This window comes from Segatella intestinalis, assembly GCF_029348455.1.
Lineage (GTDB): Bacteria > Bacteroidota > Bacteroidia > Bacteroidales > Bacteroidaceae > Prevotella.
Window position 1 is genome coordinate 41,079 of the sequence record NZ_JARJVV010000001.1, and the last position, 25,795, is coordinate 66,873.

At 44.3% G+C, this 25,795-nt stretch carries 26 protein-coding genes and 1 tRNA gene; 24 read left to right on the forward strand and 3 right to left on the reverse strand.

What is annotated here, in order from left to right; translation table 11 throughout:
- Positions 1 to 141: 141 nt before the first annotated feature.
- From pckA to P3T48_RS00210, 11 genes are all read left to right on the forward strand, one after another.
- Complete coding sequence (gene pckA / locus P3T48_RS00160; protein WP_217757747.1) at positions 142 to 1,755, forward strand: phosphoenolpyruvate carboxykinase (ATP); 1,614 nt, start codon at positions 142 to 144, stop codon at positions 1,753 to 1,755.
- Positions 1,756 to 2,064: 309 nt separating this feature from the next.
- The gene (gene bamI, locus P3T48_RS00165; RefSeq protein ID WP_276505167.1) at positions 2,065 to 3,531 is read left to right on the forward strand and encodes a BamI family beta-barrel-assembly machinery protein; all 1,467 of its coding nucleotides are present in this window, start codon (positions 2,065 to 2,067) and stop codon (positions 3,529 to 3,531) included.
- 32 nt (positions 3,532 to 3,563) lie between these two features.
- Positions 3,564 to 4,247 (forward strand): type IX secretion system protein PorG, encoded by a 684-nt coding sequence (gene porG / locus P3T48_RS00170; RefSeq protein WP_022252498.1) that lies wholly within the window; start codon positions 3,564 to 3,566, stop codon positions 4,245 to 4,247.
- Positions 4,247 to 5,011, forward strand: a complete 765-nt coding sequence (locus P3T48_RS00175; RefSeq protein ID WP_158462876.1) for an isoprenyl transferase — start codon at positions 4,247 to 4,249, stop codon at positions 5,009 to 5,011. The genes porG and P3T48_RS00175 overlap by 1 nt, the downstream gene beginning before the upstream one ends.
- An 81-nt stretch (positions 5,012 to 5,092) precedes the next feature.
- Entirely contained in the window at positions 5,093 to 7,729 is a 2,637-nt protein-coding gene (locus P3T48_RS00180; protein ID WP_276505168.1) for a BamA/OMP85 family outer membrane protein, read from the forward strand.
- Positions 7,730 to 7,785: 56 nt separating this feature from the next.
- Entirely contained in the window at positions 7,786 to 8,301 is a 516-nt protein-coding gene (locus tag P3T48_RS00185) for an OmpH/Skp family outer membrane protein (protein ID WP_217757426.1), read from the forward strand.
- Positions 8,302 to 8,437: 136 nt separating this feature from the next.
- On the forward strand, positions 8,438 to 8,923 hold the full coding sequence (locus P3T48_RS00190; protein WP_022252502.1) for an OmpH/Skp family outer membrane protein: 486 nt from the start codon (positions 8,438 to 8,440) through the stop codon (positions 8,921 to 8,923).
- 115 nt (positions 8,924 to 9,038) lie between these two features.
- Positions 9,039 to 9,581 carry an OmpH family outer membrane protein gene (locus P3T48_RS00195; RefSeq protein WP_276505169.1) on the forward strand — a complete coding sequence of 181 codons (543 nt, stop codon included), beginning with the start codon at positions 9,039 to 9,041 and terminating at the stop codon, positions 9,579 to 9,581.
- Positions 9,578 to 10,414 (forward strand): glutamate racemase, encoded by an 837-nt coding sequence (gene murI / locus P3T48_RS00200; RefSeq protein WP_022252505.1) that lies wholly within the window; start codon positions 9,578 to 9,580, stop codon positions 10,412 to 10,414. Before P3T48_RS00195 ends, murI begins: the two co-directional genes overlap by 4 nt.
- Before the next feature lie 74 nt (positions 10,415 to 10,488).
- Entirely contained in the window at positions 10,489 to 10,824 is a 336-nt protein-coding gene (rbfA, locus tag P3T48_RS00205; RefSeq protein WP_022252506.1) for a 30S ribosome-binding factor RbfA, read from the forward strand.
- A 78-nt stretch (positions 10,825 to 10,902) separates the two neighbouring features.
- Positions 10,903 to 12,132 carry an FtsX-like permease family protein gene (locus P3T48_RS00210; protein WP_022252507.1) on the forward strand — a complete coding sequence of 410 codons (1,230 nt, stop codon included), beginning with the start codon at positions 10,903 to 10,905 and terminating at the stop codon, positions 12,130 to 12,132.
- Positions 12,133 to 12,161: 29 nt separating this feature from the next.
- On the opposite strand, the gene P3T48_RS00215 is transcribed toward P3T48_RS00210, so the two are convergent.
- Complete coding sequence (locus P3T48_RS00215) at positions 12,162 to 12,800, reverse strand: O-methyltransferase (RefSeq protein WP_022252508.1); 639 nt, start codon at positions 12,798 to 12,800, stop codon at positions 12,162 to 12,164.
- A gap of 1 nt (position 12,801) precedes the next feature.
- Positions 12,802 to 13,224: a type II 3-dehydroquinate dehydratase gene (aroQ, locus tag P3T48_RS00220; RefSeq protein ID WP_022252509.1), complete on the reverse strand. Its 423-nt coding sequence runs from the start codon at positions 13,222 to 13,224 to the stop codon at positions 12,802 to 12,804.
- 127 nt (positions 13,225 to 13,351) lie between these two features.
- On the opposite strand from aroQ, the gene P3T48_RS00225 reads away from it, so the two are divergent.
- The 11 genes from P3T48_RS00225 (at position 13,352) to P3T48_RS00275 (ending at position 23,040) form a co-directional block, all read left to right on the forward strand.
- A complete protein-coding gene (locus tag P3T48_RS00225; RefSeq protein WP_276505170.1) occupies positions 13,352 to 14,293 on the forward strand; it encodes a site-specific tyrosine recombinase in 942 nt (313 codons plus the stop codon).
- A gap of 91 nt (positions 14,294 to 14,384) precedes the next feature.
- Entirely contained in the window at positions 14,385 to 15,659 is a 1,275-nt protein-coding gene (gene metK, locus P3T48_RS00230) for a methionine adenosyltransferase (RefSeq protein WP_022252511.1), read from the forward strand.
- A 3-nt stretch (positions 15,660 to 15,662) separates the two neighbouring features.
- On the forward strand, positions 15,663 to 16,682 hold the full coding sequence (locus P3T48_RS00235) for a DUF4271 domain-containing protein (protein ID WP_022252512.1): 1,020 nt from the start codon (positions 15,663 to 15,665) through the stop codon (positions 16,680 to 16,682).
- Between the two features lie 6 nt (positions 16,683 to 16,688).
- Positions 16,689 to 17,438 carry a uroporphyrinogen-III synthase gene (locus P3T48_RS00240; RefSeq protein WP_022252513.1) on the forward strand — a complete coding sequence of 250 codons (750 nt, stop codon included), beginning with the start codon at positions 16,689 to 16,691 and terminating at the stop codon, positions 17,436 to 17,438.
- A 3-nt stretch (positions 17,439 to 17,441) separates the two neighbouring features.
- Entirely contained in the window at positions 17,442 to 17,894 is a 453-nt protein-coding gene (gene rnpA / locus P3T48_RS00245; RefSeq protein ID WP_022252514.1) for a ribonuclease P protein component, read from the forward strand.
- Positions 17,895 to 17,940: 46 nt separating this feature from the next.
- The gene (gene yidD / locus P3T48_RS00250) at positions 17,941 to 18,186 is read left to right on the forward strand and encodes a membrane protein insertion efficiency factor YidD (protein ID WP_276505171.1); all 246 of its coding nucleotides are present in this window, start codon (positions 17,941 to 17,943) and stop codon (positions 18,184 to 18,186) included.
- Positions 18,187 to 18,361: 175 nt separating this feature from the next.
- A complete protein-coding gene (locus P3T48_RS00255; protein WP_118192664.1) occupies positions 18,362 to 19,525 on the forward strand; it encodes an IS4 family transposase in 1,164 nt (387 codons plus the stop codon).
- 57 nt (positions 19,526 to 19,582) lie between these two features.
- Positions 19,583 to 20,884, forward strand: coding sequence for a tyrosine--tRNA ligase (gene tyrS, locus P3T48_RS00260; protein WP_276505172.1), 1,302 nt, complete (start codon positions 19,583 to 19,585; stop codon positions 20,882 to 20,884).
- 94 nt (positions 20,885 to 20,978) lie between these two features.
- Positions 20,979 to 21,049 (forward strand) — tRNA-Gln (locus tag P3T48_RS00265).
- A 261-nt stretch (positions 21,050 to 21,310) separates the two neighbouring features.
- Complete coding sequence (kduI, locus tag P3T48_RS00270; protein ID WP_022252517.1) at positions 21,311 to 22,156, forward strand: 5-dehydro-4-deoxy-D-glucuronate isomerase; 846 nt, start codon at positions 21,311 to 21,313, stop codon at positions 22,154 to 22,156.
- An 80-nt stretch (positions 22,157 to 22,236) separates the two neighbouring features.
- Positions 22,237 to 23,040 carry a gluconate 5-dehydrogenase gene (locus P3T48_RS00275; protein ID WP_276505173.1) on the forward strand — a complete coding sequence of 268 codons (804 nt, stop codon included), beginning with the start codon at positions 22,237 to 22,239 and terminating at the stop codon, positions 23,038 to 23,040.
- A gap of 76 nt (positions 23,041 to 23,116) precedes the next feature.
- Here P3T48_RS00275 and P3T48_RS00280 read toward each other — a convergent pair whose 3' ends face one another.
- On the reverse strand, positions 23,117 to 23,392 hold the full coding sequence (locus P3T48_RS00280) for an HU family DNA-binding protein (RefSeq protein ID WP_022252519.1): 276 nt from the start codon (positions 23,390 to 23,392) through the stop codon (positions 23,117 to 23,119).
- 208 nt (positions 23,393 to 23,600) lie between these two features.
- Here P3T48_RS00280 and P3T48_RS00285 point away from each other — a divergent pair, with 208 nt between their 5' ends.
- Complete coding sequence (locus P3T48_RS00285) at positions 23,601 to 24,542, forward strand: rhomboid family intramembrane serine protease (RefSeq protein WP_276505174.1); 942 nt, start codon at positions 23,601 to 23,603, stop codon at positions 24,540 to 24,542.
- A gap of 59 nt (positions 24,543 to 24,601) precedes the next feature.
- Positions 24,602 to 25,693, forward strand: coding sequence for an endonuclease/exonuclease/phosphatase family protein (locus P3T48_RS00290; RefSeq protein ID WP_276505175.1), 1,092 nt, complete (start codon positions 24,602 to 24,604; stop codon positions 25,691 to 25,693).
- The last annotated feature ends 102 nt before the right edge of the window (positions 25,694 to 25,795 follow it).

Here is a 25,795-nt window from a genome sequence, read left to right on the forward strand (position 1 = left end):
TTTAAAATGCAGGAAATATATAAGCTAAAGTTGGTCGGGAAACATATTTTTCGTAACTTTGCGGCGGCTTTGAAAGAAAATCAGAATAACATCTTAAAAGTTAGAAAGAATTAATTCACAACTTAAATACATTTAATAAAAATGGCAAAGTTTGATAAGTCAGTTTTAGCAAAGTACGGAATCACAGGTACAACTGAGGTTCTCTACAATCCTTCTTATGAGGTATTGTTCAACGAGGAGACTAAGGAAGGTCTCGAGGGTTTTGAGGTTGGTCAGGAGACTGAGCTCGGTGCAGTTAACGTAAAGACAGGTATCTATACCGGTCGTTCTCCTAAAGACAAGTTCATCGTTGACGATGCTACATCTCACGACACAGTATGGTGGGATTCTGAGGAGTATCACAACGATAATCACAAGGCTACTCCAGAGGCATGGAACGCCGTTAAGGAGATCGCTAAGAAGGAGCTTTCTAACAAGAAGTTGTTCGTAGTAGATGGTTTCTGTGGTACACACAAGGATACACGTATGAAGGTACGTTTCATCGTTGAGGTAGCATGGCAGGCACACTTCGTAACAAATATGTTCATCCGTCCTCAGAACGAGGCTGAGTTCGATCAGGAGCCAGACTTCATCGTTTACAATGCTTCTAAGGCAAAGGTTGAGAACTGGAAGGAGTTGGGTCTCCACTCAGAGACTGCTGTTGTATTCAACGTAACTTCTAAGGAGCAGGTTATCATCAACACATGGTATGGTGGTGAGATGAAGAAGGGTATGTTCTCTATGATGAACTACTTCTTGCCATTGAAGGGTATGGCTTCTATGCACTGCTCTGCCAACACAGATATGAACGGTGAGAACACTGCTATCTTCTTCGGTCTTTCTGGTACAGGTAAGACTACATTGTCAACAGATCCTAAGCGTAAGTTGATCGGTGACGATGAGCACGGATGGGACGATGAGGGTGTGTTCAACTTCGAAGGTGGTTGCTACGCTAAGGTTATCAACCTCGACAAGGAGTCTGAGCCAGACATCTACGGTGCTATCACACGTGACGCTCTCCTCGAGAACGTAACAGTAGACAAGAATGGTAAGATTGACTTCGCAGATAAGACAGTTACCGAGAATACTCGTGTATCTTATCCTATCTACCACATCAAGAACATCCAGCGTCCATTCTCTCAGGGTCCAGCTGCTAAGCAGGTTATCTTCTTGTCAGCAGATGCATTCGGCGTATTGCCACCAGTATCTATCTTGAACGCTGAGCAGACTAAGTACTACTTCCTCTCTGGCTTCACAGCTAAGTTGGCTGGTACAGAGCGTGGTATCACCGAGCCTACTCCAACATTCTCTGCTTGCTTCGGTCAGGCATTCTTGGAGTTGCACCCAACTAAGTACGCTGAGGAGTTGGTTAAGAAGATGCAGAAGTCTGGTGCTAAGGCATACTTGGTTAACACAGGTTGGAACGGTACAGGCAAGCGTATCTCTATCCGTGATACACGTGGTATCATCGACGCTATCCTCAACCACTCAATCGACGCAGCTCCTACAAAGACTATCCCATTCTTCAACTTCGTAGTTCCTACACAGTTGGAAGGCGTAGATCCTAAGATCCTCGATCCACGTGATACATACGCTGAGGCTTCTCAGTGGGAGGAGAAGGCTAAGGATTTGGCTGCTCGTTTCATCAAGAACTTCAAGAAGTACGAGACTAACGAGGCTGGTAAGGCTCTTGTTGCTGCTGGTCCACAGCTCTAATTCAAGCACGCTTTCCCATGACGGGGGAGCATGTTCCTATCGAAAAATCGATAAAACTCATTATAATGGAATCCCGTTTCTCGCAAGAGAAATGGGATTTCTTTTGTTTCAGCATAAAGGCTGAAAGGCTAAACCATTGAAAGAAAAAAACTGGAAACTGGTGGCTTAACTGCCAGAATAGTTCCTTTAAATCACTAAACAAACTTAAAAATTGCCGTTAATTTCCATATTTTGCATAATAAAGCGAACAAAAGGGGCTTTTTTTGAAGAATTCTCCGTAAATTTGCAGCTAAAAATATTTAGAGTGTAATGAAAAGGAAGTTTTTAGCTTTCATCTTGCTGGTGACAGCAGGTTTGTCGTTGTCGTCTTGTCTCGACAGCACTGACAACAATACTAATATAGTATATTATCATGATACTGCCATCACCGACTTCTCGTTGGGCAAGATGGACAAGTTTGGAAAGAAGAAGGATGGCGTTAGTGATTCTCTCCTGAGAGGTGTCGTAGACGGCTCTACCTTCGGTTTCACCATCGACCAGACCAATCATGAGATTTATAATCTCGATTCTCTCCCTGTGAATACTCGTATCGCTGCCGTTCTTGCTACTATTTCTGCCAAGAACAGCAGTTATATTCAGATAAATTATGTAAAGCAGAAGCCTGAGAAAGAGGGCGAGACCGATTCTCTCGTGTGGTACAACAGTACCGACTCTATTGACTTTACCAAGACCAAGGAGAAGGCTATCCGTGTCTATGCACAGGATGCTTCAGCTTATGCCGACTACAAAGTGAAGGTAAACGTGCATACGCAGCGCCCTGATACCTTTATCTGGCAGTCTTTGACACAGGCCAATGCTAAGTTGGCTGCACTTAATAGCATGAAGGCTGTCAGTGCAGGTGGAAAGGTTGTGCTCTTCGGTAAGAATGCTGAAGGTGCTCTTGAGATGTTTAAGAGCGAGAATGGCAAGCAGTGGAAAGATGTCAGCACTGAGGCTAACTTGGGTAATCAGGCTGCCGAGAATGTGGTGGTGTTCGACAATAGTATCTATGTTCTTAATCCAGAAACGCATCAGCTGTTGAAGTCTATGGATGCGGAGAATTGGACTCTCGTTGGTACTTTTGCCTCGCTCAAGCAGTTGATAGGAGCTGGCAGCAAGAATCTTTATGCATACTCAGGAAATGACGAAGGCGTAACCGGCATTTCTGTATCTACTGACAAGGGTGCTTCATGGACAGCAGAGCAACTTGATGCTGACGCCAAGTACTTGCCAGTTTCAAATATCAATATGTCATATTCGGCTGTTCGCTCTACCAAGGATGCAGAGAATGTACTCCTTATCGGAAACCGCAACACAACAGAGAAAACTGATACTATCGCCATGGTATGGAACCGTACCATCGATTTCTCAGGTAATAATTTCGCTGGCAGCAAGTGGAACTTCGTAGAGTACGACAACAACCAGCCTTACAAGATGCCTAAGCTCGACCAGCTTGTAGTAGCTAAGGATGAAGATAGCTATATAGCGCTCGGTAGCGACGCCAAATGGTATGAGAGCATCGATGGTGGTCTCTCTTGGAAGGTAGACACCATGGTCATCATGCCAAAGCAGACACCTGCCTTCGACAAGACCAAGCCTTTTGCTTTTGTCAAGGTGAAAGAAGCTGCTGTGGCTCCCGACGGAACATCATACGACACCTATATCTACTGGTTGGTAAATGGTGGCAATGTATGGAAGGGACGCTACAACCGTGACGGATGGTTGAGAAAAAACTAAAATACCCCTATATATAATAAGGTGTAAAAAGCATGCGCAAGATACTCTTCATGATACTGATAATGATGGCTACTGCTGCTCGGATGAGTGCGCAGGATGACCCGCAGTATCGTATGGAGGTGGGTGCTGGAGTAGGACTTGTGACTTACGAGGGCGATTTCAATGGCAATATATTTGCCCAGATGCAACCCTTGGGAACAGTCGTGGGGCGCTATAATATAGATGCTTATAAGGCTCTGAAAATGGGAGTGAGCTTCGGTAAGCTGAAAGGTTCATCTGACAAGGTGGAAACTTATTATCCAGATTTTGAGGATGCCTCCTATAGTTTCAGCAATACGCTGGTAGACGTAAACTTGGTATTCGAATACAACTTCTGGCCTTATGGTACAGGGCGCGACTATCGCGGAGCCAAGCGTCTCACTCCCTTCATCTTTGGAGGTCTGGGAGCTACGTATGTGAAAGGTGGCGATAAAAATGTATTTACAGGCAATGTGCCCATCGGACTGGGCATAAAATATAAGATGTCGGAAAGAGTGAATGTTGGGCTCGACTGGGCGATACACTTCTCGTTGAGCGATGAACTCGACGGAGTGAAGGATCCTTATGGCATCAAGAGCAGTGGACTCTTCAAGAATACCGACTGCTATTCGGCACTTCAGCTGACGCTTACTTACAGCTTTAGTGCTAAATGTAGAACTTGCAATAAAGAAGATTAATGGCTAACGACTTGGATATGAACAGAATACCCCAGCATATCGCTATCATCATGGATGGCAATGGACGCTGGGCTACAGAACGCGGAAAGGAGCGCAGCTTCGGCCATCAGGCTGGAGTGGAGACAGTGCGCCGCATCACGTCGGAATGTACACGCCTCGGAGTAAAGTATCTCACACTCTATACTTTCTCTACCGAGAACTGGAACCGTCCGGCTGACGAGGTGGCAGCACTCATGGGACTTGTCCTTACTTCGCTTGAGGACGAGATCTTTATGAAGAATAATGTGAGGTTCCGTGTCATTGGCGACATAAAGCGCCTGCCACAACAGGTGCAGGACAAGTTGTGGCAGACCATGGAGCATACGGCACAGAATGACGCCATGACCATGGTGGTGGCCTTGAGCTACTCGTCGAGATGGGAAATTGTCAATGCTATGAAGGAAACTGTTTTCGAGGCTTTGACCAACGGCTCTTGCCCTACTGGCAGTTATTATGAGCTGGAGAAGCAACTCACAGAGGAAAACTTCAGCCGTCATCTGGACACTTATTTCATGCCCGACCCAGAACTCCTCATACGTACAGGAGGAGAACTGCGCATCAGCAACTATCTGTTGTGGCAGATAGCCTATTCGGAACTGTATTTCTGCGACACTTATTGGCCTGACTTCAGAGAGGAAGACCTTCGCAAGGCCATAGCAAGCTATCAGAGCAGGCAGCGTCGCTTCGGCAAGACAGAGGCGCAGGTGGAGGAAGAAGAAAAGTAGGAGTAAGCTGAATCAGTATAGGCTGTCTTCTACCAGAATAAAATAAGATAAAGCAACGTATTTGATACATATAAGACATCAATGGATAAGATAAGAAAGATTTTCATCCTCTTGTATGGCCTGGCTATAGGAATGCAGGTGCAGGCACAGGACAAGATAGTAAACCCAGACATCTCGTATGCCGGTACTCCTCGTACACTGACCATAGGAGGCATCAATGTGTCGGGTGTCGAGGGATATGAAGACTATGTACTCACCGGTATCTCTGGCCTGTCGGTAGGCGAGCAGGTAGAAGTGCCTGGTGATGATATTACCAATGCGGTAAAACGCTATTGGAAGCATGGCTTGTTCTCTAAGGTGGCTGTGGCTGCCGACTCTATTGTGGGTGATAAACTCTATCTGCACATCTATCTGTCGGTACGTCCACGTATCTCCAATATCAACTATATCGGTCTGAAGAAGAGCGAGCGTGAGGATATGGAGCAGAAGTTGGGTATGGTGAAAGGTACTCAGCTGACTCCTAACATGATAGACCGTGCTAAGATTCTGGCCAAGAAATATTTCGACGATAAAGGCTTTAAGAATGCCGATATCGAGATCAACCAGCGCGAGGATGTGACAGAAAAGAATCATGTCATCCTCGACGTAGTGGTGGATAAGAAGGAGAAAACAAAGGTTCACAAGATTACCATCGAGGGTAACGAGAAACTGAGCGACCATAAGATAAAGGGTGGACTCTTCTCGAAAGGTGCCTTTGCCAAGACTCATGAGGCTGGCAAGCTGAGCAGCTTCCTCAAAGCCAAGAAGTTTACTCCTGAACGCTGGAAGGAAGACAAGCAGAAACTTATCGACAAGTATTATGAGCATGGCTATCGTGATGCCCAGATTCTGGAAGACAGTGTCAGCAATTACGATGGAAAGCATGTGGACATCTATCTGAAGGTGGATGAGGGTAAGCAGTATTTCCTCCGCAACGTGACATGGGTGGGCAACACCGTATACTCTACCGACTATCTGTCGGCATTGCTCGGTATGAAGAAGGGCGATGTGTATAATCAGAAGTTGTTGCACAAGCGACTCAATGAGGATGAAGATGCTGTTGGCAACCTTTATTACAACAATGGTTATGTGTTCTCGAACATCAATCCTGCAGAGGTGAATATCGATGGCGACTCTATCGACCTGGAAATGCGAGTTACTGAAGGCCCACAGGCTTATCTGAGTCATATTCGTATCAACGGTAACACCCGTCTGTACGAGAATGTGGTTCGTAGAGAGCTTCGTACCAAGCCAGGCGACCTCTTCTCTAAGGATGCTGTCATGCGTTCTGTGCGTGAGTTGGCTTCTATGGGACACTTCGATCCTGAGAAGATGAATCCAGATATCAAGCCTAACTACGAGGATGGTACCGTAGACATCAACTACGACCTTACACAGAAGAGCAACGACCAGATAGAGTTCTCGCTCGGATGGGGTCAGACGGGTGTTATCGGTCGTGTGGGATTGAAGTTGAACAACTTCTCTATGCGCAACCTCTTCAACAAGAACAAAGAGCATCGCGGCATTATGCCTATTGGTGACGGCGAGGTGCTGAGCATCGGTGCGCAGACCAACGGTACCTATTATCAGTCGTACAACATCAGCTATTCTACCAACTGGTTTGGCGGAAAGCGTCCTATCCAGTTCAGTGTGGGTGCCTACTACAGTAAGTCTACCGACGTGTCGAGCAACTACTACAACAGTGCCTACATGAACAACTACTACAGTTATATGTACGGTTATGGTAATAGTTATTATAACAATTACGAAAACTATTACGATCCAGACAAGTACATTCAGATGCTGGGCTTGAGCCTCGGATGGGGTAAGCGCCTGCGTTGGCCTGATGATTACTTCACCCTCTCGGTACAGGTGGCTTATCAGCGCTACATGATGAAGAACTGGAACTATATGTTGATGACCAATGGTAATGCGAACAACCTGAACTTTACCATTTCGCTCAACCGTACATCTACCGACAACCAGCTCTTCCCACGAAGAGGCTCTGAGTTTGAGGCAAGTGTCAACCTTACTCCACCATGGAGTATGTTTGATGGCAAGGACTATAAGAATCTTGCCAACGATTCCAAGTCACCTACCTATGCTGCCGAGCAGCAGGAGAAATATCGCTGGGTAGAATACCACAAGTGGAAGTTCAAGGCCAAGACCTATACAGCCCTGACAAATGGCCAGAAGTGCTTCGTGCTGATGACACGTGTGGAGCTTGGCTTGTTGGGAGCTTACAACAAGTATAAGAAGAGTCCGTTCGAGACCTACTATGTGGGTGGTGACGGAATGAGCGGATATTCATCATACTATGGTGAGGAGACCATCGGTCTTCGTGGTTACGAGAATGGTTCGGTATCTTATAACCGCAGTACTGGCTATTATGCTTATGCATACGACCGCTTCTCATTGGAGCTCCGCTATCCTTTCCTCTTGGGTAACACCACTATTTATGGTTTGACCTTCGTTGAGGCTGGTAATGCTTGGTATGAAACCAAGAACTTCAATCCGTTCAGCATGAAGCGCAGTGCCGGTGTGGGTGTACGTATCTTCCTGCCTATGGTGGGCTTGATGGGTATCGACTGGGCTTATGGTTTCGACAAGGTATGGAACGGAAGCCAGTATAAGAAGGGTGGAAGTCAGTTCCACTTCATCTTGGGACAGGAGTTCTAATTTAAAGTGAAGAGTGAAGAACAAAAAGTGAAGAATTCATTTGTGGAGGATTTGAAATGAAGAAGATAATAATGATGCTGATGATGGCAGTAATGGCCATCACAGCGAACGCACAGAAATATGCCTTGATAGACATGGAGTACATCCTGAAAAATGTGCCTGCCTATGAGCGTGCCAACGAACAGCTCAACCAGGTGAGCAAAAAGTGGCAGGCAGAAGTGGAAGCTCTCAACATAGAGGCAAGCACCATGTACAAGAACTATCAGAACGAAGTCGTCTTCCTCTCGCAAGAGCAGAAGAAAGCCAAGCAGGAAGCTATCATGAACAAGGAGAAAGAAGCCAGCGAACTGAAGAAAAAATACTTCGGTCCTGAAGGTGAGCTCTTCAAGAAGCGTGAGGCGCTGATGGGACCTATACAGGAGGAAATCTACAATGCCGTAAAGGAGGTTTCCGACCTGCGTGGCTATTCGTTGGTTCTCGACCGTGCCAGCAACAGTGGCATTATCTTCGGCTCGCCAAAGATCGACATCAGCAATGAAGTGCTGAAGAAATTGGGCTATTCTGCCAACTAAGCCTAATAAGGCTTAAAATAATAGCTTTTCTTTTCGCATAATCAGAAAATTGTGCTATCTTTGCAAGCGGTTATTATATTGCAACCGAAAGAACTAATAAACAGTAATGAATTAATAATTAAAAACAAATAGAACAATGAAAAAATTAGTTTTAATGTTGATGCTTCTTGCTCCTATGACTATGATGGCGCAGAAGTTTGGTAAGGTCAACACCCAGACTATCATGCAGGCTCTGCCTGATGTTGCTAAGGCTAATGGTGAGCTCGAGGCTCTGCAGAAGCAGAAGGACAATGAGTTGAAGGCTATGCAGGAAGAGTTCCAGCGCAAGGCTGACGAGTACCAGAAGGGTGCAAGCACGATGAATGCTACTGCCAAGCAGCAGAAGGAGACTGAGTTGCAGGGACTTCAGCAGAAGATCCAGCAGGCTTATCAGGATGGTCAGCAGGAGTTGCAGAAGAAGAGCAACGAGCTGATGCAGCCTATCGTAGCCAAGGTGCGTGCTGCCATTGACGCTGTAGGCAAGGCTGGCAACTATACTTATATCTTCGAGGAGGGTGCTGCTATTTACACAGGCTCTAACGTCTTAGATGTAACCAAGGAAGTTCAGTCTAAGATCAAGTAACCGATTACTGGTTGGACAATAGAATAAAAAGGGCAGGCATACATGCTTGCCCTTGTTTCTCTTATATTATAATAAGGTGTCATTATTTATTTTCATTATCTAAAAGGTGTAACTCATGAAACAGATACTCTTGCCTTTGGTCTTTATGCTTATGCCCGTTGCGGCTTCGGCTCAGCAGTCTGCTCATCCACAAGTGTCGGCTCCTGTAGAACAGTCTTTGCGTTTTGGGTATTTCAGCTATGAAGAGGTGCTTCATACCATGCCTGGTTATGCGATAGCCAAGCATAATATGGACGACCTCAGAGCGAAGTATGATGCTGAAACCAAGCGTGCTGAGGATGAGTTTAATGCCAAGTACGAGGAGTTCCTCGACGGACAGAGAAGTTTTGCGCCTTCTATCTTGGAAAAGAGACAGGCCGAGCTTCGTGAACTGATGGCTAAGAATGTCACCTTCAAGGCGGAGGCTGTGCGCCTCTTGCAACAGGCTGATGCTGATGCTTATGCTCCTTTAAAGGCGCAGATAGATGCTGCTGTGCAAAAGGTGGGAAAGGTGAAAGGACTTGCTTTTATTCTGAACACAGACAAGGGAGCTTTTCCTTATGTGAATGCCCTATGTGGTGAGGATGTAACCCTATTAATCAAGGAGAATTTGAAATGATGTTGCCTTCTAATCCAGGTCCTATTGGAATCTTTGATTCTGGTTATGGCGGTCTGACTATTTTGCATGGACTTCGCCAGGTTTTGCCGCAATACGACTATATGTATTTAGGTGATAATGCCAGGGCTCCTTATGGCTCTCGTTCGTTCGAGGTTGTGTATAAGTTTACCCGTCAAGCTGTTATTAAGTTGTTCTCCATGGGTTGCCATCTGGTGATATTGGGTTGTAATACAGCTTCGGCAAAGGCTTTGCGCTCCATCCAGCAAAGGGATATTCCGGAGCTTGACCCCAATCGTAGGGTATTGGGTATTATTCGTCCTACTGCTGAAGTGATAGGCAACCTTACAAAAAGCAGACATGTGGGTATTCTTGCTACGGAAGGAACCATCAAGAGTGAGAGCTACAAGATGGAGATAGGAAAACTGTGGCCAGATATTCAGGTAAGTGGTGTGGCTTGCCCTTTATGGGCTGCTATTGTGGAAGCCAATGAGGCTGACAGCCCGGGAGCCGACTATTTTGTAAAAAAACGTATCGATCAGCTGATGAGGAAGGATTCGGATATAGACACCGTCATTCTGGGTTGTACGCATTATCCTTTGCTGATGAACAGCATAGTGAAGAATGTGCCTGATGGTGTGCGTATCGTACCACAAGGGCAATATGTGGCTAATAGCCTTCACGAATATCTGAACAGGCATCCTGAACTGGAGCGTAATATCACGCAAAACGGCACTTGTCAGTATCTTACCACTGAGAGTGAGGAAAAGTTCAAAGAGTCTGCACAGATTTTTCTGCATGAGCGCGTCAATGTGACTCATGTGGACTTAGAGTAATAGTTTTATAACCAGTGTATTTATGTTTAGTTGTTCAAAGAATTGAATGATTATACTTTAAAATTGAGAAAAATATGCAAGAAACAAGACAAAACCGTATATCAAGACTGCTGCAGAAAGAGCTCAGTCTTATCTTCCAGTCTCAAACACGCATGATGCATGGTGTGATGGTGAGTGTGACCAAGGTGAAAATAAGCCCAGACCTCAGCATCTGTACAGCCTATCTCAGTGTGTTTCCATCAGAGAAGGGAGAGGAGATATTGCAGAACATTACTGCCAACGAGAAGACGATTCGTTACGATTTGGGCAAGAATGTGAGAAATCAGTTGCGCATTATTCCTGAGTTGCGATTCTTCCTTGATGACAGCTTGGATTATCTGGAGCGCATTGATGAATTATTGAAAAAGTAGGATGTGAGAATAAGGGAGTCAAGACTGGCGTACTTGACTCCCTGTAAACTTTTAGGCCAAACAAGCAAAGCAGAATCTATGAATTTTCCTTTTTTCATTGCGAGAAGGTATATTTTTGCCAAGAAGAGTACGCATGCCATTAATATCATTAGTGCTATCAGTGCCATAGGTGTAGCTGTGGCTACTATGGCATTGGTCATAGTGCTGAGCGTATTTAATGGATTCCACGATTTGGTGGCTTCGCTTTTCACCAACTTTGACCCGCAACTGAAAGTTGTTCCTGTAGAGGGAAAGACGGTTCCTGCCGATGATCCCATATTGACCGAGATAAAAGCATTGCCACAGGTAGATGTCGCTACTGAGTCGGTGGAAGATCAGGCTTTGGCCATCTATCAGGATAAGCAAGCCATGGTTATGGTGAAGGGTGTGGATGACAACTTCTCGGAGTTGACGCATATCACAGATATCCTTTATGGCGACGGTACGTTTTCCTTGCATGCTGCCAATTTGGAGTTTGGAGTCTTGGGCATAAGGTTGGCCCAGACTCTCGGTGTGGGAGCGCAATGGAATGGATTTCTGCGAATTTATGCTCCACAGAAGGAAGGACAGTTTGATATGTCCAATCCTGATGCAGGCTTTGTGGTCGACTCGATCAATAGCCCAGGTGTGCTGTTCTCTGTTAAGCAGTCGAAGTATGACAAGAATTATATCATCACCTCTATTGCCTTTGCCCGTAATCTGTTTGGACAGCAAGGTATGTTGTCCTCATTGGAGATTCGCTTGAAGCCGGGTAGTGATCTTGAGGCTGTAAAGTCGAAAATGCTCAAGATAGCAGGAGGAAAGTATAAGGTGCTCGACCGCTATGAACAGCAGGAAGACACATTTCGTATCATGTCTATAGAGAAGATGATAGCCTACATCTTCCTTACTTTTATCCTTGTGGTGGCTTGCTTCAATATTATAGGCTCGCTGTCTATGCTCATCATCGACAAGAAGGATGATGTTCTGACATTAAGAAACTTGGGTGCCACAGATAAGCAAATAGCTCGTATCTTCCTTTTTGAAGGACGAATGATTTCTGCTGTTGGAGCACTCTTTGGTATCGGTTTGGGACTTTTGCTTTGTTTCCTTCAGCAACAATACGGATTGGTGCGTTTGGGCGACTCTGAAGGGTCGTTTATCGTGAATGCCTATCCTGTCAGTGTACATTATCTGGATGTGTTGCTTATCTTGGTGACGGTCATTGCCGTGGGATGGCTTTCAGTCTGGTATCCCGTAAGGTATCTTAGCAAGCGGTTGATAAATTAATGAGTGAGTCTTTCTTTTGAGAGTGTAAGCTATTTCTTTCTGATAAGGGTAAGACCATCTCTCAAAGGAAGAATGACAACTTCTACACGAGGATCTTTGGCGATGAAATCGTTGAACTTGCGTATGCCTTGAGTCTGGTGGTCGTGGTCGTAACAGGAATCTGTCACATGTCCATCCCATAAGGTGTTGTCAGCAAGGATATAGCCTCCTGGATTCAGGAGGCCCAATACCATTTCGTAAGTTTCGAGATAGGTGCGTTTGTCGCCATCAACAAACGCCATGTCGAACGTAATGCCCAGTTTGGGTGCTTCTATGTTTGCATCTCCTATACGAAAGTCAATCTTGTCGGCAACCGATGAGCCTTCTATCCATGGTCGGGTAAAGTCTTCCATTTCGTCGTTGATCTCGAAGGTGTACAGTTTGCCTCCTTCTTTCAGACCTTCTGCCAGACAGATGGCACTGTATCCACTGAAGGTACCTACCTCAAGAATGTTGTTGGGACGAATCATCTCAACGAGCATCTTTAACAGTCTGCCTTGTATGTGTCCGCTTGCCATACGCCCATGGATGGTGTGAATATTGGTGGCGCGGTACAGTCGATACAGATAATCGCCTTCTGGCTCAATATGCTGGCAGATATACTTGTCAATAACCTCTGTCTCTGTCATGCTATTTTTGTGCTAAAATGCCGGCAATGGCAAGGTCGTATGAAGCTAATCCGAAGCCGCAGATAACACCCAGGCAAGCTGCCGACAGATAAGAGTGATGTCGGAATTCCTCACGCTTGTGAACGTTGGAGATATGAACTTCCACTACGGGGCATTTCATGCTCCGTATACAGTCTTGCAGGGCTATACTGGTATGCGTGTAGGCACCGGCATTGAGAACAACTCCGTCGTAACTGAATCCTACTTCCTGCAACTTATTGATGAGCTCGCCCTCGATATTGCTCTGATAATACTCTATCTCGATATCGGGATACTTAGCCTTAAGTTGTGGAAGGTAACTTTCGAAAGAATTGTTGCCGTAAATACCAGGTTCGCGAACACCAAGCAGATTGAGGTTGGGGCCATTGATAATCTGTATCTTCATATCTAAACGATGTTTTTGTTTTAAATATCAGAATTTTTTTGTACTTTTGCGAGCAAAGAGCGAGCCTGTTGTCTGAGGGCTATAGGCGTTCATGTTCGCAGTTGTATATGCAAAGGTAATAATAAAAATGGAAACAAGCAAGAAAACGAGTACGGAAATTGTAAAGAACTATATGAGATATCTTAAGTTGGAGCGCAATTTCTCTGTCAATACGTTGGAGGCATACAGGCACGATTTGGATTACTTGCTCAGTTATGTGGCTCAGAACAATATGTCAGTGCTTGATGTTAAATTGCCAGACTTACAGCATTTCTCGGCATCTATCCATGATGTTGGGGTGGGAGCCCGTACACAGGCCCGTATCCTGAGTGGCATACGCTCGTTCTATCGTTTCTTGGTTCTTGATGGTTATCTTAAGGATGATCCTACCGAGTTGTTGGAAAATCCACAGGTGGGTCTGCACTTGCCTGAGTATCTGACAACTGAGGAAGTAGACCAACTGGAAAATGCTATCGACCTAAGTAAATGGGAGGGGCAACGCAACAAAGCCATTATTGAGGTACTCTTCTCGTGTGGCTTGCGTGTGAGCGAGCTTGTCAATCTTAAGTTGAGCAATCTTTTTGAGGAGGAGAAATTCGTTCGTATATTGGGAAAGGGAAACAAAGAACGGTTGGTTCCTATCTCGCAGAAGGCATTGGATGAATTGCATGCCTGGTATGGCGACCGTAATAAGATGAATATCAAACCGGGTGAGGAAGACTATGTTTTCCTCAATCGCAGGGGCGCTCATCTTACTCGTACCATGATTCTGATTATGATCAAGCAGTATGCAATCATGGCTGGCATCACCAAGACCATCTCGCCCCATACTTTGCGGCATAGCTTTGCCACGGCATTGCTCAAGGGAGGTGCCGACCTGCGAGTCATACAAGCCATGCTTGGCCATGAGGATATAGGAACGACAGAAGTTTATACTCATCTGGAGGATTCCGACCTCAGAAAAGCCATCTTGGAGCATCATCCTCGCAACATCATGTATGATAAGAATCAAAAAACACAACTTTTTTGAGCAAACACATCGGTATGTGGAAAATAATGCGTAACTTTGCAGCCCGATAAATATTATATATATAATAACCAAGATTTTAATAAGAAAAAATATGGCATATTTGTTTTCATCAGAATCAGTTTCTGAAGGACATCCAGATAAAGTGGCTGACCAGATATCAGACGCTTTGCTTGATCAGTTTTTGGCTTATGACGAGAATGCTCATTGCGCTATTGAGTCTTTCTGTACCACTGGTCAGGTAATTATTATGGGTGAGGTTCGCTCGTCGGAATATGTGGATTTGCAGGCCATCGCCCGCAAGACCATCAAAAAGATAGGCTATACTAAATCGGAATATCAGTTTGACGGAGACTCTTGTGGCGTGCTTACTGCCATTCATGAACAGAGTGATGACATCAATCGAGGCGTAAGCCGTGAGGAAGATGAGGAGCAGGGAGCCGGTGACCAGGGTATGATGTTCGGCTATGCTACCAACGAGACTGATAATTACATGCCCGTGTCACTCGACTTGGCTCAGATTATTATGCGCGAGCTTGCCAATATCCGTAAGGAAGGCAAGGAAATGACATATCTTCGTCCCGATTCTAAGAGTCAGGTTACTATAGAATATTCTGACGATAATATCCCTCAGCGCATAGATACCATCGTGGTCTCAACTCAGCATGATGACTTTATTAAAGATGCTAATGGTAACGATGATGATGAGGCTATGCTGGCAAAAATCCGAGAGGACGTGATCAATATCCTGATTCCTCGTGTCAAGAAGCAGTTGAGTGAAAAGGTGCTGGCCTTGTTTAATGATGACATCAAGTATTATGTCAATCCTACAGGCAAGTTCGTGATAGGTGGTCCTCATGGTGATACTGGTCTTACCGGTCGTAAAATTATCGTTGATACCTATGGAGGCAAAGGTGCTCATGGTGGAGGAGCCTTCTCGGGTAAGGACAGCAGCAAGGTAGACCGTTCGGCTGCTTATGCCACTCGTTATATAGCCAAGAACATGGTGGCTGCAGGTGTGGCAGACGAGATGCTCGTACAGGTAAGCTACGCTATCGGCGTGGCAGAGCCTGTAAGCATTTATGTCAATACTTATGGTCGTAGCCATGTCAATATGACTGATGGTGAGATTGCGAAAAAGATAAAGGAGATGTTCGACCTTCGCCCTAAGGCTATTGAGCGTAAATTAAAATTGCGTCAGCCTATGTTCCTTGAGACAGCTGCCTATGGACACATGGGTCGCAAGAACGAGGTGGTGGAAAAGATATTCACCAGCCGTTATCATGAAATCAAGAAGATGACGGTAGAGTTGTTTACTTGGGAAAAGTTGGACAAGGTAGAAGAAATCAAGAAAGTTTTCGGACTCTAAGCAATGGTGTTACAGGCAGATTCTGTACAGGTAGAGGCTGCTGAAGAAGAAAGTCTTCAGAACCCTGTTGTGCATACAGGCGAACTTACGCCACGGAAAGTGCTGAGCTGGTTGCCACGCAATGCGACACCGGCTCAGCAGGACTCCATGATTCGGGCTCATATCAAGCCCAGTGAAATCAGATGGAGCACGATGCCTGACACCCTTCATTTGCCGGGTCATCCTGCAGGAAAGAGCTTTCGGGATGTCTCCTTGCCGCAATATTATAGAGAGTCTTTCTTTTCGAAGGACTCTTTGTTTCATCCCGAGTTGCGTGGCGGTCGAATGGGTGTTTCGGGCGACCCGGTTCCATATTCGGTTTCGGGCGACAACTTTGTCACATCGCTGTTGTTGCTATGCTTTGTATTGGCATGTGTTGCTTTTGCTCAGTCACGTGAGTTTATCCTCCGGCAGTTACGAAAGTTCTTTTATACGCCTCGCTTTGGTACTACCGAGATATCGGAGACCTCTACTGAATTGAGGTTCCAACTCTTCTTGGTGCTGCAAACCTGTTTGTTGGGAGCCATTGGATTCTTTCTTTATTCTCGAGCATCAATCAGCGACACATTTACCATCGAGCAGTATCAGGTGATAGCAATCTATGCTGGAGTTGTGGCTTCTTATTTTCTGTTCAAGGCATTGCTCTATTCTGTTGTGGGATGGGTGTTCTTTGATAGAAAAAAAAACGTACAATGGATGAAAGCTTATCTCTTTCTCTTCTCATGTGAAGGAGTGCTTTTGTTTCCTGTAGTTATGCTGTTGACATACTTTAATTTGTCGCTGGATGCAGCTATCATTTATGCTCTGATAGTGGTAGGATTAGTTAAAATCCTCTCATTTTATAAGAGTTATATCATCTTTTTTAGAGGAAACGGCTCGTTTTTGCAAATATTTTTGTACTTTTGTGCCCTCGAAGCGGTGCCTTTCTCTGCATTGTGTGGAGGACTGGTATTGATGAGCCATTATTTGAAAATAAACTTTTAAGACAAAATGATTAAAAAGATCTTAGTTTCTCAACCCAAACCTGCAAGTGAGAAATCGCCTTACTATGATATAGAGAAGGAGTATGGTGTAGAATGTGTGTTCCGTCCATTCTTCAAGGTTGAGGGACTTTCTGCAAAGGAGTTTCGTCAGCAGAAGATAAACTTGCTCGACTATACTGCAGTAGTTTTCACATCACGCCATGCGGTTGATAACTATTTCAATCTGGCAAAAGAGATGCGAATCACCATTCCAGAAGATATGAAATATTTCTGTGTGATTGAGACCATCGCCCTTTATATCCAGAAATATGTGCAATATCGCAAGCGCAAGGTGTTCTTCGGAACAACAGGAAAGATTGATGGATTGATACCACAGATGGCTCGTCATAAAACAGAGAAGTATCTCGTACCATTGAGTTGTGTGCATAATGATGATATTAAGAATCTGCTTGATGAGAAGAAACTCAACCATACCGAGTGCGTGATGTATCGTACCGTGAGCAATGACTTCACCGAAGAAGAAATCGAGGGATTTGATTACGATATGATGGTGTTCTTTAGCCCAACAGGAGTGAAGGCTCTCAAGAAGAACTTCCCTAACTTCGAACAAGGCAAGGTCGCAGTCGGTGCTTTTGGCCCTGCAACAGCCAAGACGGTAGACGAGGAGGGACTTCGTTTAGACCTCAGTGCTCCAACCAAGGAATTCCCATCCATGACGGGTGCGCTAAAGGATTATCTGCAGAAGCATAATAAATAGGAAATGGAATCAACAACAGGAACCTATACTTTTGGCAAGGAAGAGAGGTTGTGTCGCAAGTTGCTCATAGACCAACTCTTCAGCGGAAAAGCCAGTTCTTTCTCAGCCTGGCCAATAAGAGGTGTGTTCTTACTTGTTGATGACTGCCAGAGCGAGAAGGCAGCCAGTACTGAGTTGTTGATAAGTGTTTCGAAGCGTTATTTCAAGCGTGCAGTCAAGAGAAATCGTGTGAAACGACAGATTCGTGAGGCTTATCGCAAGAACAAGGCTTTGATTGCTGAAGCCTTGGAGAAAGTAACAGGCAAGAAATTGCTATTGGCGGTGATATGGCAGGATGCCAAATTGCATGATACGGCAAGAGTGGAAAGTAAGATACAAATACTTCTGCGACGTGTGGCAGACAAACTGCTCCATGAGGAAGACAGATTGCCTTCGTGCAGTAAGGAAGATAAGTAGACACTATATTTTGGGAGGGAAGAAAATGGTGTGTAGCCTGAAGCAAATGATGAAGTGGTTATGGCAGGGCTTTAATATGGTCTTGACCAAGTTGCTGGTTGGGCCTATCCTGTTCTATCAGAAGTGCATCACTCCCTTCACACCTCCTTCTTGTCGGTTTACGCCTACGTGCTCAGAGTATGCCCGTCAGGCTATTCTCAAGCATGGACCCTTCAAGGGCATGCTGCTTGCTGTCAGGCGCATATTAAGATGCAACCCATGGGGTGGTTCGGGCTATGATCCCGTTCCGTAAGTTTCTGGCAGTTGTCAGGTCCCATATACATATTATAATATATAATAAATCACTACTGTCCCGTTAAAGTGGACTAATCGCTCTTTGAATTAATTGAAATACAGTCTATTAGGTGGTGTTTGGGAATGAAACGGACTTGATTTCGTAACTTTGCAGTCAAATTAAAATGACTGCTATGTTCCAAGACAAATACGTTTTTGCCCAGCTCACCGCTTTTTTGAACAGAACTCAGTTTAACAACTATGTTCGCAAGTATGATGGAAACCGCTATGTGAAGCATTTCACATGTTGGAATCAGTTGCTTGCTATGATGTTTGGTCAACTGAGTAATCGAGAGAGTTTGCGAGATTTGATTGTTGCTTTTGAAGCACATAGAGCAAAGCAATACCATCTTGGATTAGGGCGTAAGCCTATTGCGAAAACGACATTTGCTTCTGCCAATCAGAATCGTGACTACCGTATCTTTGAAGACTTTGCTTTCTATATGATGGAGCAAGCCAGGAAGAAACGAGTAACGGATATCTTCAAGTTGAAAGGCAATGTATATGCTTTCGACTCAACGACCATTCCATTGTGTTTGTCGGTCTTCTGGTGGGCAAAGTTCCGTAAGAAGAAGGGAGGAATAAAAGCACATGTGCTATATGACCTCGAATCTCAGGTTCCAGCTTTCTTCCATATCTCTACAGCATCAGTTTACGACTCAAAGGCTATGAAGGAAATTCCTTATGAATCAGGTTCTTACTATGTTTTCGACCGTGGATACAATGCATTCAAGGAGCTTTTCAAAATACATCAGCATGAATCGTTCTTTGTTGTGCGAGCCAAGAAGAATCTGCAATACAAATGCTGTAAATGGAGGCGCAGGTTGCCAAAGAATATATTGACAGATGCTGTGATTGAATTCACTGAATACAATTCATACCGGAAGTATCCAGAGAAACTCAGACTCGTCAATTTCTATGATGAAGAACAAGGTAGGGAGTTTGCCTTCCTGACAAATGCTTTTCATCTAACAGCTCCTGAAATCGCCAACCTTTACAAGAACAGATGGCAGATAGAGCTGTTCTTCAAATGGCTAAAGCAGCACCTCAAGATCAAGAAGTTTTGGGGTACTACAGAGAATGCTGTGAGAATCCAAATCTCATCGGCAATCATAGCCTATTGCCTTGTTGCTATCGTACAACATGATTTGCAACTTAAGCGATCAACTTATGAGGTTCTTCAGATTCTAAGCATTTCTCTTATGGATAAGACACCACTCGTAGATCTCTTCGAAAGGACTGATTTCAATAATTTCAAAGAACTCGATTGTCCCCTCTTTCCGGGGTTATTTGATTAATATTTAACTGGTCCCGATTTTAACGGGACACTAATGATAATAAATAGAAATCATTCTATGGCAAAAAATTTTGTTGAAGAATTGAAATGGCGTGGTATGCTGGCACAGATAATGCCAGGTACAGAGGAATATCTCAACACCCATATGGTGTCTGCCTACCTTGGAACCGATCCTACAGCAGACTCCCTGCACATTGGTCATTTGTGTGGTATCATGATGTTGCGTCATTTGCAGCGTTGCGGTCATAAGCCTTACCTCCTTGTTGGTGGTGCTACAGGTATGATCGGTGATCCTTCTGGCAAGAGTCAGGAGCGTAATCTTCTCGATTCAAAGACTCTCTATCATAATCAGGAGGCAATTAAGAAGCAGGTGTCTAAATTCCTCGACTTCGATGGTGATCAGCCCAACAAGGCAGAGTTGGTAAACAACTATGACTGGATGAAGGATTTTACCTTCCTCGACTTTGCCCGTGAGGTGGGAAAGCATATCACCGTTAACTATATGATGGCCAAGGATAGCGTGCAGAAGCGTTTGAATGGTGAGGCTCGTGACGGATTGTCTTTCACCGAGTTTACCTATCAGTTGCTTCAGGGTTACGACTTCCTTTATCAGTATCAGAAGTATGGCGTTCGCCTGCAGCTTGGTGGTAATGACCAGTGGGGCAACATGACCACTGGTACCGAACTTATTCACCGTACTTTGGGCAATGATGCAGAATGCTTCTGTCTTACCTGTCCGTTGATCACCAAGGCTGATGGCAAGAAGTTTGGTAAGACTGAGAGTGGCAATATCTGGCTGGATCGCAACCGTACCACTCCTTATGCTTTCTATCAGTTCTGGTTGAATGTAAGCGATGACGATGCTGAGAAGTATATCAAGATCTTTACCGACTTGGACCAGGAGACCATTAATGCACTTGTAGAAGAGCACAAGCAGGACCCTGGTCGTCGTGTGCTTCAGAAGCGTCTGGCAGAGGAGGTAACAGTGATGGTACATTCCAAGGAGGACTTGGAGATGGCTATTGCTGCCAGCAACATTCTCTTTGGTAAAGCTACCAAGGAAAATCTTGCCCAGCTTGACGAGGCTACTTTGAATGATGTCTTCGCCAATGTGCCTCATTATACCCTTGATAAGAGTCTGCTGGGTGGTAGTGCTGTTGACCTGTTCTGTCAGGAAGATATGCAGATTTTCCCAAGCAAGAGCGAAATGCGCAAACTTGTCAAGGGCGGTGGTGTGTCACTCAATAAGGAGAAGCTCTCTGCTTTCGATCAGCTGGTAACAGCTGAAGATCTTATCGACGGTAAATACCTCTTGGTTCAAAAGGGCAAGAAGAATTATTATCTGATTACAGTGAAATAGTATATTTCAGTGTATTTCAATAATAAAAATGCAAAAAGTATTAAAATAATTTGGTAGTGGAGAAAAAATCCGCTACCTTTGCATCCGGTTTGATTGTCCTATGGTGTAATGGTAGCACTACAGTTTTTGGTTCTGTCAGTGGTGGTTCGAATCCGCCTGGGACAACTTTTCAAAAACAACCCTTCAGGCTGTTATGGCTTGGAGGGTTGTTTTTTTTATGTCTTCTGACTCATTTTTTCATGAGGTGTTTATTGTTTTCTTTTCTTTCCTCTTTTTTAGTAGTATAAAATGGCATCTAATTTACACTTATCATTATTTCTAATAATAAAATAAGCAAAAAGGAAGAATCTTTCGTGTGTTTTTGGTGGAATTAGAAAAATAATTTGTAAATTTGCCATCAAACTAATCTTAGAGACTTAAAATTTCATGAAAACTAATTATTCACTTCGTTATGCGTCTCACCCTGTGGATGCTAAAAATTATGATACCCAGCGCTTGCGAAAAGAGTTCTTGATAGACACGCTTTTTGTGAACGATGAGGTTAATATGGTTTATTCCATGTACGACAGAATGATAGTGGGAGGTGTTATGCCTAAAGCCGAGACTCTTCGACTGGAAGCGATAGATCCTCTCAAAGCTACTTATTTTACCACTCGCCGCGAGATTGGTGTTTTCAATGTAGGCGAGGGAGAAGGTGTGGTTAAAGTGGGTGAAGAGTCTTTCACCTTAGGTTTTAAGGAGGCACTTTATATAGGCAGTGGCGACAGAGATGTGCTGTTTGAGAGCAAGGACCCTCAGCATCCTGCCAAATTCTATTTCAACAGTACCTGTGCTCATACCAGTTATCCTTGTCGTAAGGTGACCAAGCAGGATGCCATCTGTGCCCACATGGGTTCACTCGAAATGAGCAATGAGCGTAATATTAATAAAATGTTGGTAAACCAGGTGCTTCCTACCTGCCAGTTGCAGATGGGAATGACAGAATTGGCACCAGGCTCCGTATGGAATACTATGCCAGCACATACCCACAGCAGAAGAATGGAAGCCTACTTCTATTTTGAAGTTCCCGAGTCGCAAGCAGTTTGCCACTTGATGGGAGAACCACAGGAAACCCGTCATATCTGGATGAAGGGCAATCAGGCAGTCTTGTCGCCAGAGTGGAGTATACATAGTGCGGCAGCTACCCACAACTATACATTCATTTGGGGAATGGGCGGCGAGAATCTTGACTATGGTGATCAGGATTTCTATGAGATAACTGATCTGAAATAGCAGACTTGATTGAAATAGCAGACTTTAGAAACAAAATTGAGATAACAGACTTGATATAACAACAATAATTCTATTGAGATATGGATTTTTCTAAATTATTTTCATTGGAGGGCAAGGTAGCCCTTGTAACAGGAGCCGCTTACGGAATCGGCTTCGCTATCGCTGAGGCTTATGCCAAGGCAGGTGCAAAGATTGCTTTCAACTGTCGTAGCCAGCATCACATGGATCAGGCTTTGGCAGATTACAAGGCAAAAGGTATTGATGCCAAGGGATACATCTGTGATGTTACTGACGAGGAGCAGGTGAAGAAGATGGTTGTCGATATTGAGAAGGAACTCGGCGTGATAGATATCTTGGTGAATAATGCCGGTATCATCAAGCGTATTCCTATGACGGAAATGTCGGTAGAGGACTTCAAGCAGGTGGTAGATATCGACCTGACTGCGCCTTTCATTGTTTCAAAGGCAGTACTTCCTGGTATGATAAAGAAGGGACATGGCAAGATTATTAACATCTGCTCTATGATGAGTGAGTTGGGGCGTGAGACAGTTTCTGCCTATGCCGCAGCCAAGGGTGGCTTGAAGATGCTGACACGTAATATCTGTTCAGAGTTTGGTGAGCACAACATTCAGTGCAATGGCTTAGGCCCTGGTTATATTGCCACTCCTCAGACTGCACCTCTTCGTGAGCATCAGCCAGATGGCAGCCGTCATCCTTTTGACAGCTTTATTTGTGCTAAGACTCCTGCCGGCCGCTGGTTGGAGCCAGAGGAGTTGATGGGTCCGGCGGTGTTCCTCGCTTCAGAGGCATCTAATGCAGTAAACGGACACATTCTCTATGTGGATGGTGGTATCTTGGCTTATATCGGCAAGCAGCCAAAATAAACAGGTAGGACATAGACTATAAAATAAGGGCAGTCAAAAATGACTGCCCTTTATTTATCTGCAAGAATTTTTACAATTACTTGTTCAAAGCATCTGCAAGCTCAGCGCCAGCCTTGAATTTAGCAACCTTCTTGGCAGCAATCTGGATCTTCTCCTTTGTTGCAGGGTTGATACCCTCGCGAGCAGGACGCTCGTTAACACTGAATGTACCGAAACCTACCAACTGTATCTTGTCGCCAGCGATGAGGGCTTCCTTAAGTGCGTTAACTGTGGCGTCGAGAGCCTTCTTAGAATCAGCCTTGCTGATGCCAGCACCTGCTGCAATCTTGTCAATCAATTCTGTCTTGTTCATAATTTTACTTTATTAAATGATTAATACTAATGTTTTTTCATCGATTTTGCTTACAAATATAGAATTATTCTTTTAAAAGTCAAACAAAAAATGCAGAAAAGTGATGAATTTATTGAAAATTAAGTGTATTATGCCTTTTTTTTGGCGTTTTCACGGATATTTTTAGTAATTTTGCCGCAAATATTTAGTAATTAATCAGATTTTAAAGATGCGCAATATACCTATAGTTACAAAGAACTTGTTGATAGTGAATGTCGTAGCCTTCCTGCTTACTTTCCTGATGGGCAAGGATGCCAGTGGTGGCTATGCTCTGAATGATATTTTCGGACTCCATTTCTTTTTGGCTTCCGACTTTCAAATTTATCAGCTCTTTACTTACATGTTTATGCATGGAGGTTTCGAACACATTCTCTTCAATATGTTTGCCCTCTGGATGTTTGGCTGTGTGGTAGAAAGAGTGTGGGGAGCAAAGAAATTCCTTTTTTATTACATTGCTTGTGGCGTGGGAGCTGGTCTGTTTCAAGAGGCAGCTCAGTTTGTGCAGTTTTATGTGAAGATGTCTGACTTTATGCCTGGCATCACGATTGGCAATATATTCTCGGTATCCCAAAATTTGTCGGGTGCATTGAACAGTTGGACTACAGTTGGAGCCTCGGGTGCCATCTATGCCATTCTGTTGGCTTTTGGTATGATATTCCCCGAAGACCGCATCTTCATCTTCCCTATCCCAGTGCCTATCAAGGCCAAGTATTTCGTGATAGGTTATGCTGCCATCGAACTGTTTTCTGCCATAGCGACCACGGGTGATGGTGTGGCTCATATTGCTCACCTCGGAGGTATGGTCTTTGGCTTCTTCATGATTCGTTATTGGCGCAAGCAGATAGATGGAGGTTATGGTGGCAACAGGGCAAAGGATGCTTTTGCGAAGATGCGTGACACCTTTGCGGGCAAACATCGTAAACAGCAGTTTACTTATACCCGAAATGAGAACTTTACAGACGATGAGCGTCAGCAAGACTGGGATTATAATAAGAAAAAGCAAGCTACACAAGAAGAGATAGACCGTATCCTTGACAAGATACGCAAGAATGGTTATGATAGTTTGACTAAGGAAGAAAAGCAGATCCTTTTCGATCAGAGCAATAAATAAGGCTATCAATGATAAAGTACTAACAACATTACTTGCTAAGTCAGAAATAAGTTAGGGAAATGTTTGACGGAATCAAGATTTTCACCATACGGATGATAGCAGGCGCCAATGTCGCTTCTGTCATTCTGATGATGGCTGTAGGATACTCTGACCATTTGTCGCCAGAGCATTTTGCATTGCTGTCTACTGCCGGATTGTTCTTTCCCCTTTTCCTTTTCGTCAATTTCTGCTTTTTGTTCTTCTGGCTGATTGTCAAGGCGCGATATGCTCTTATTCCGTTTTTGGGCTTTTTGCTGTGTTATGTGCCGGTAAGGAAATACATGCCCTTGAATATCTGTAGCGAACCGCCTGCTGGTTCTATCAAAGTACTGTCTTATAATACGTTGAGCCTTGCAGAAGGCGTGACGGATGAGGATGGTGTCAATCCTATAGTGAAGTATGTGCGCAGGCAGAATGCAGATATTGTGTGTCTTCAGGAAGCTGTCCCTACCGCTTACGAATGGGAACAGATAGACACGCTGTTGCGTCCTGTTTATCCTTATATCGAAACCATCAATCACCCTAATGGCGGTAACGGCCTGATGGTGCTGAGCAAGTTCCCTATACTGGGCAAGGAACTGATTCCCTATGCCTCTAAAGGCAACTTGAGTGCGGCTTTTCGTCTGTCGGTAAAGGGTAAGGAAGTGTTGTTGGTCAATAATCATTTGGAGACTACAGGCTTGTCTTTAGAAGAGCGTCGTAAGTTCAAGAATTTAGTGAAAGGTAAATTGGAGACCGATACAGCCGAACAGACATCTAAACTGTTGATTGTAAAACTGGCGGAAGCCACTAAGAAACGTGCTCCTGAGGCAGACGCCGTGGCAAACTATCTGAGTCGGTATAAAGGAAAGAGCATCATACTTTGTGGTGACTTCAATGACAGTCCTATCTCGTATGCGCATCGTACGATAGCACAAGACCTGACTGATTGTTTTATAGAGAGCGGGAATGGATTGGGGATAAGTTATCACAGGAGTGGATTCTATGTACGTATAGACAATATCATGTGCTCTGAAGATTGGAAGCCTTATGGCTGTAAAGTGGATAGTAAAATAGCAGTTTCAGACCATTATCCCATGCTTTGTTACCTAAAAATGCAGTCTAAACACTAAAAAAAGAATAATATCGCAGAAATAATTTCTTAAAAAGAAAAAAAATGATTATTTTTGCACGTCATTATATGTAAATTAATAATTAATAACAATAAAAATAGA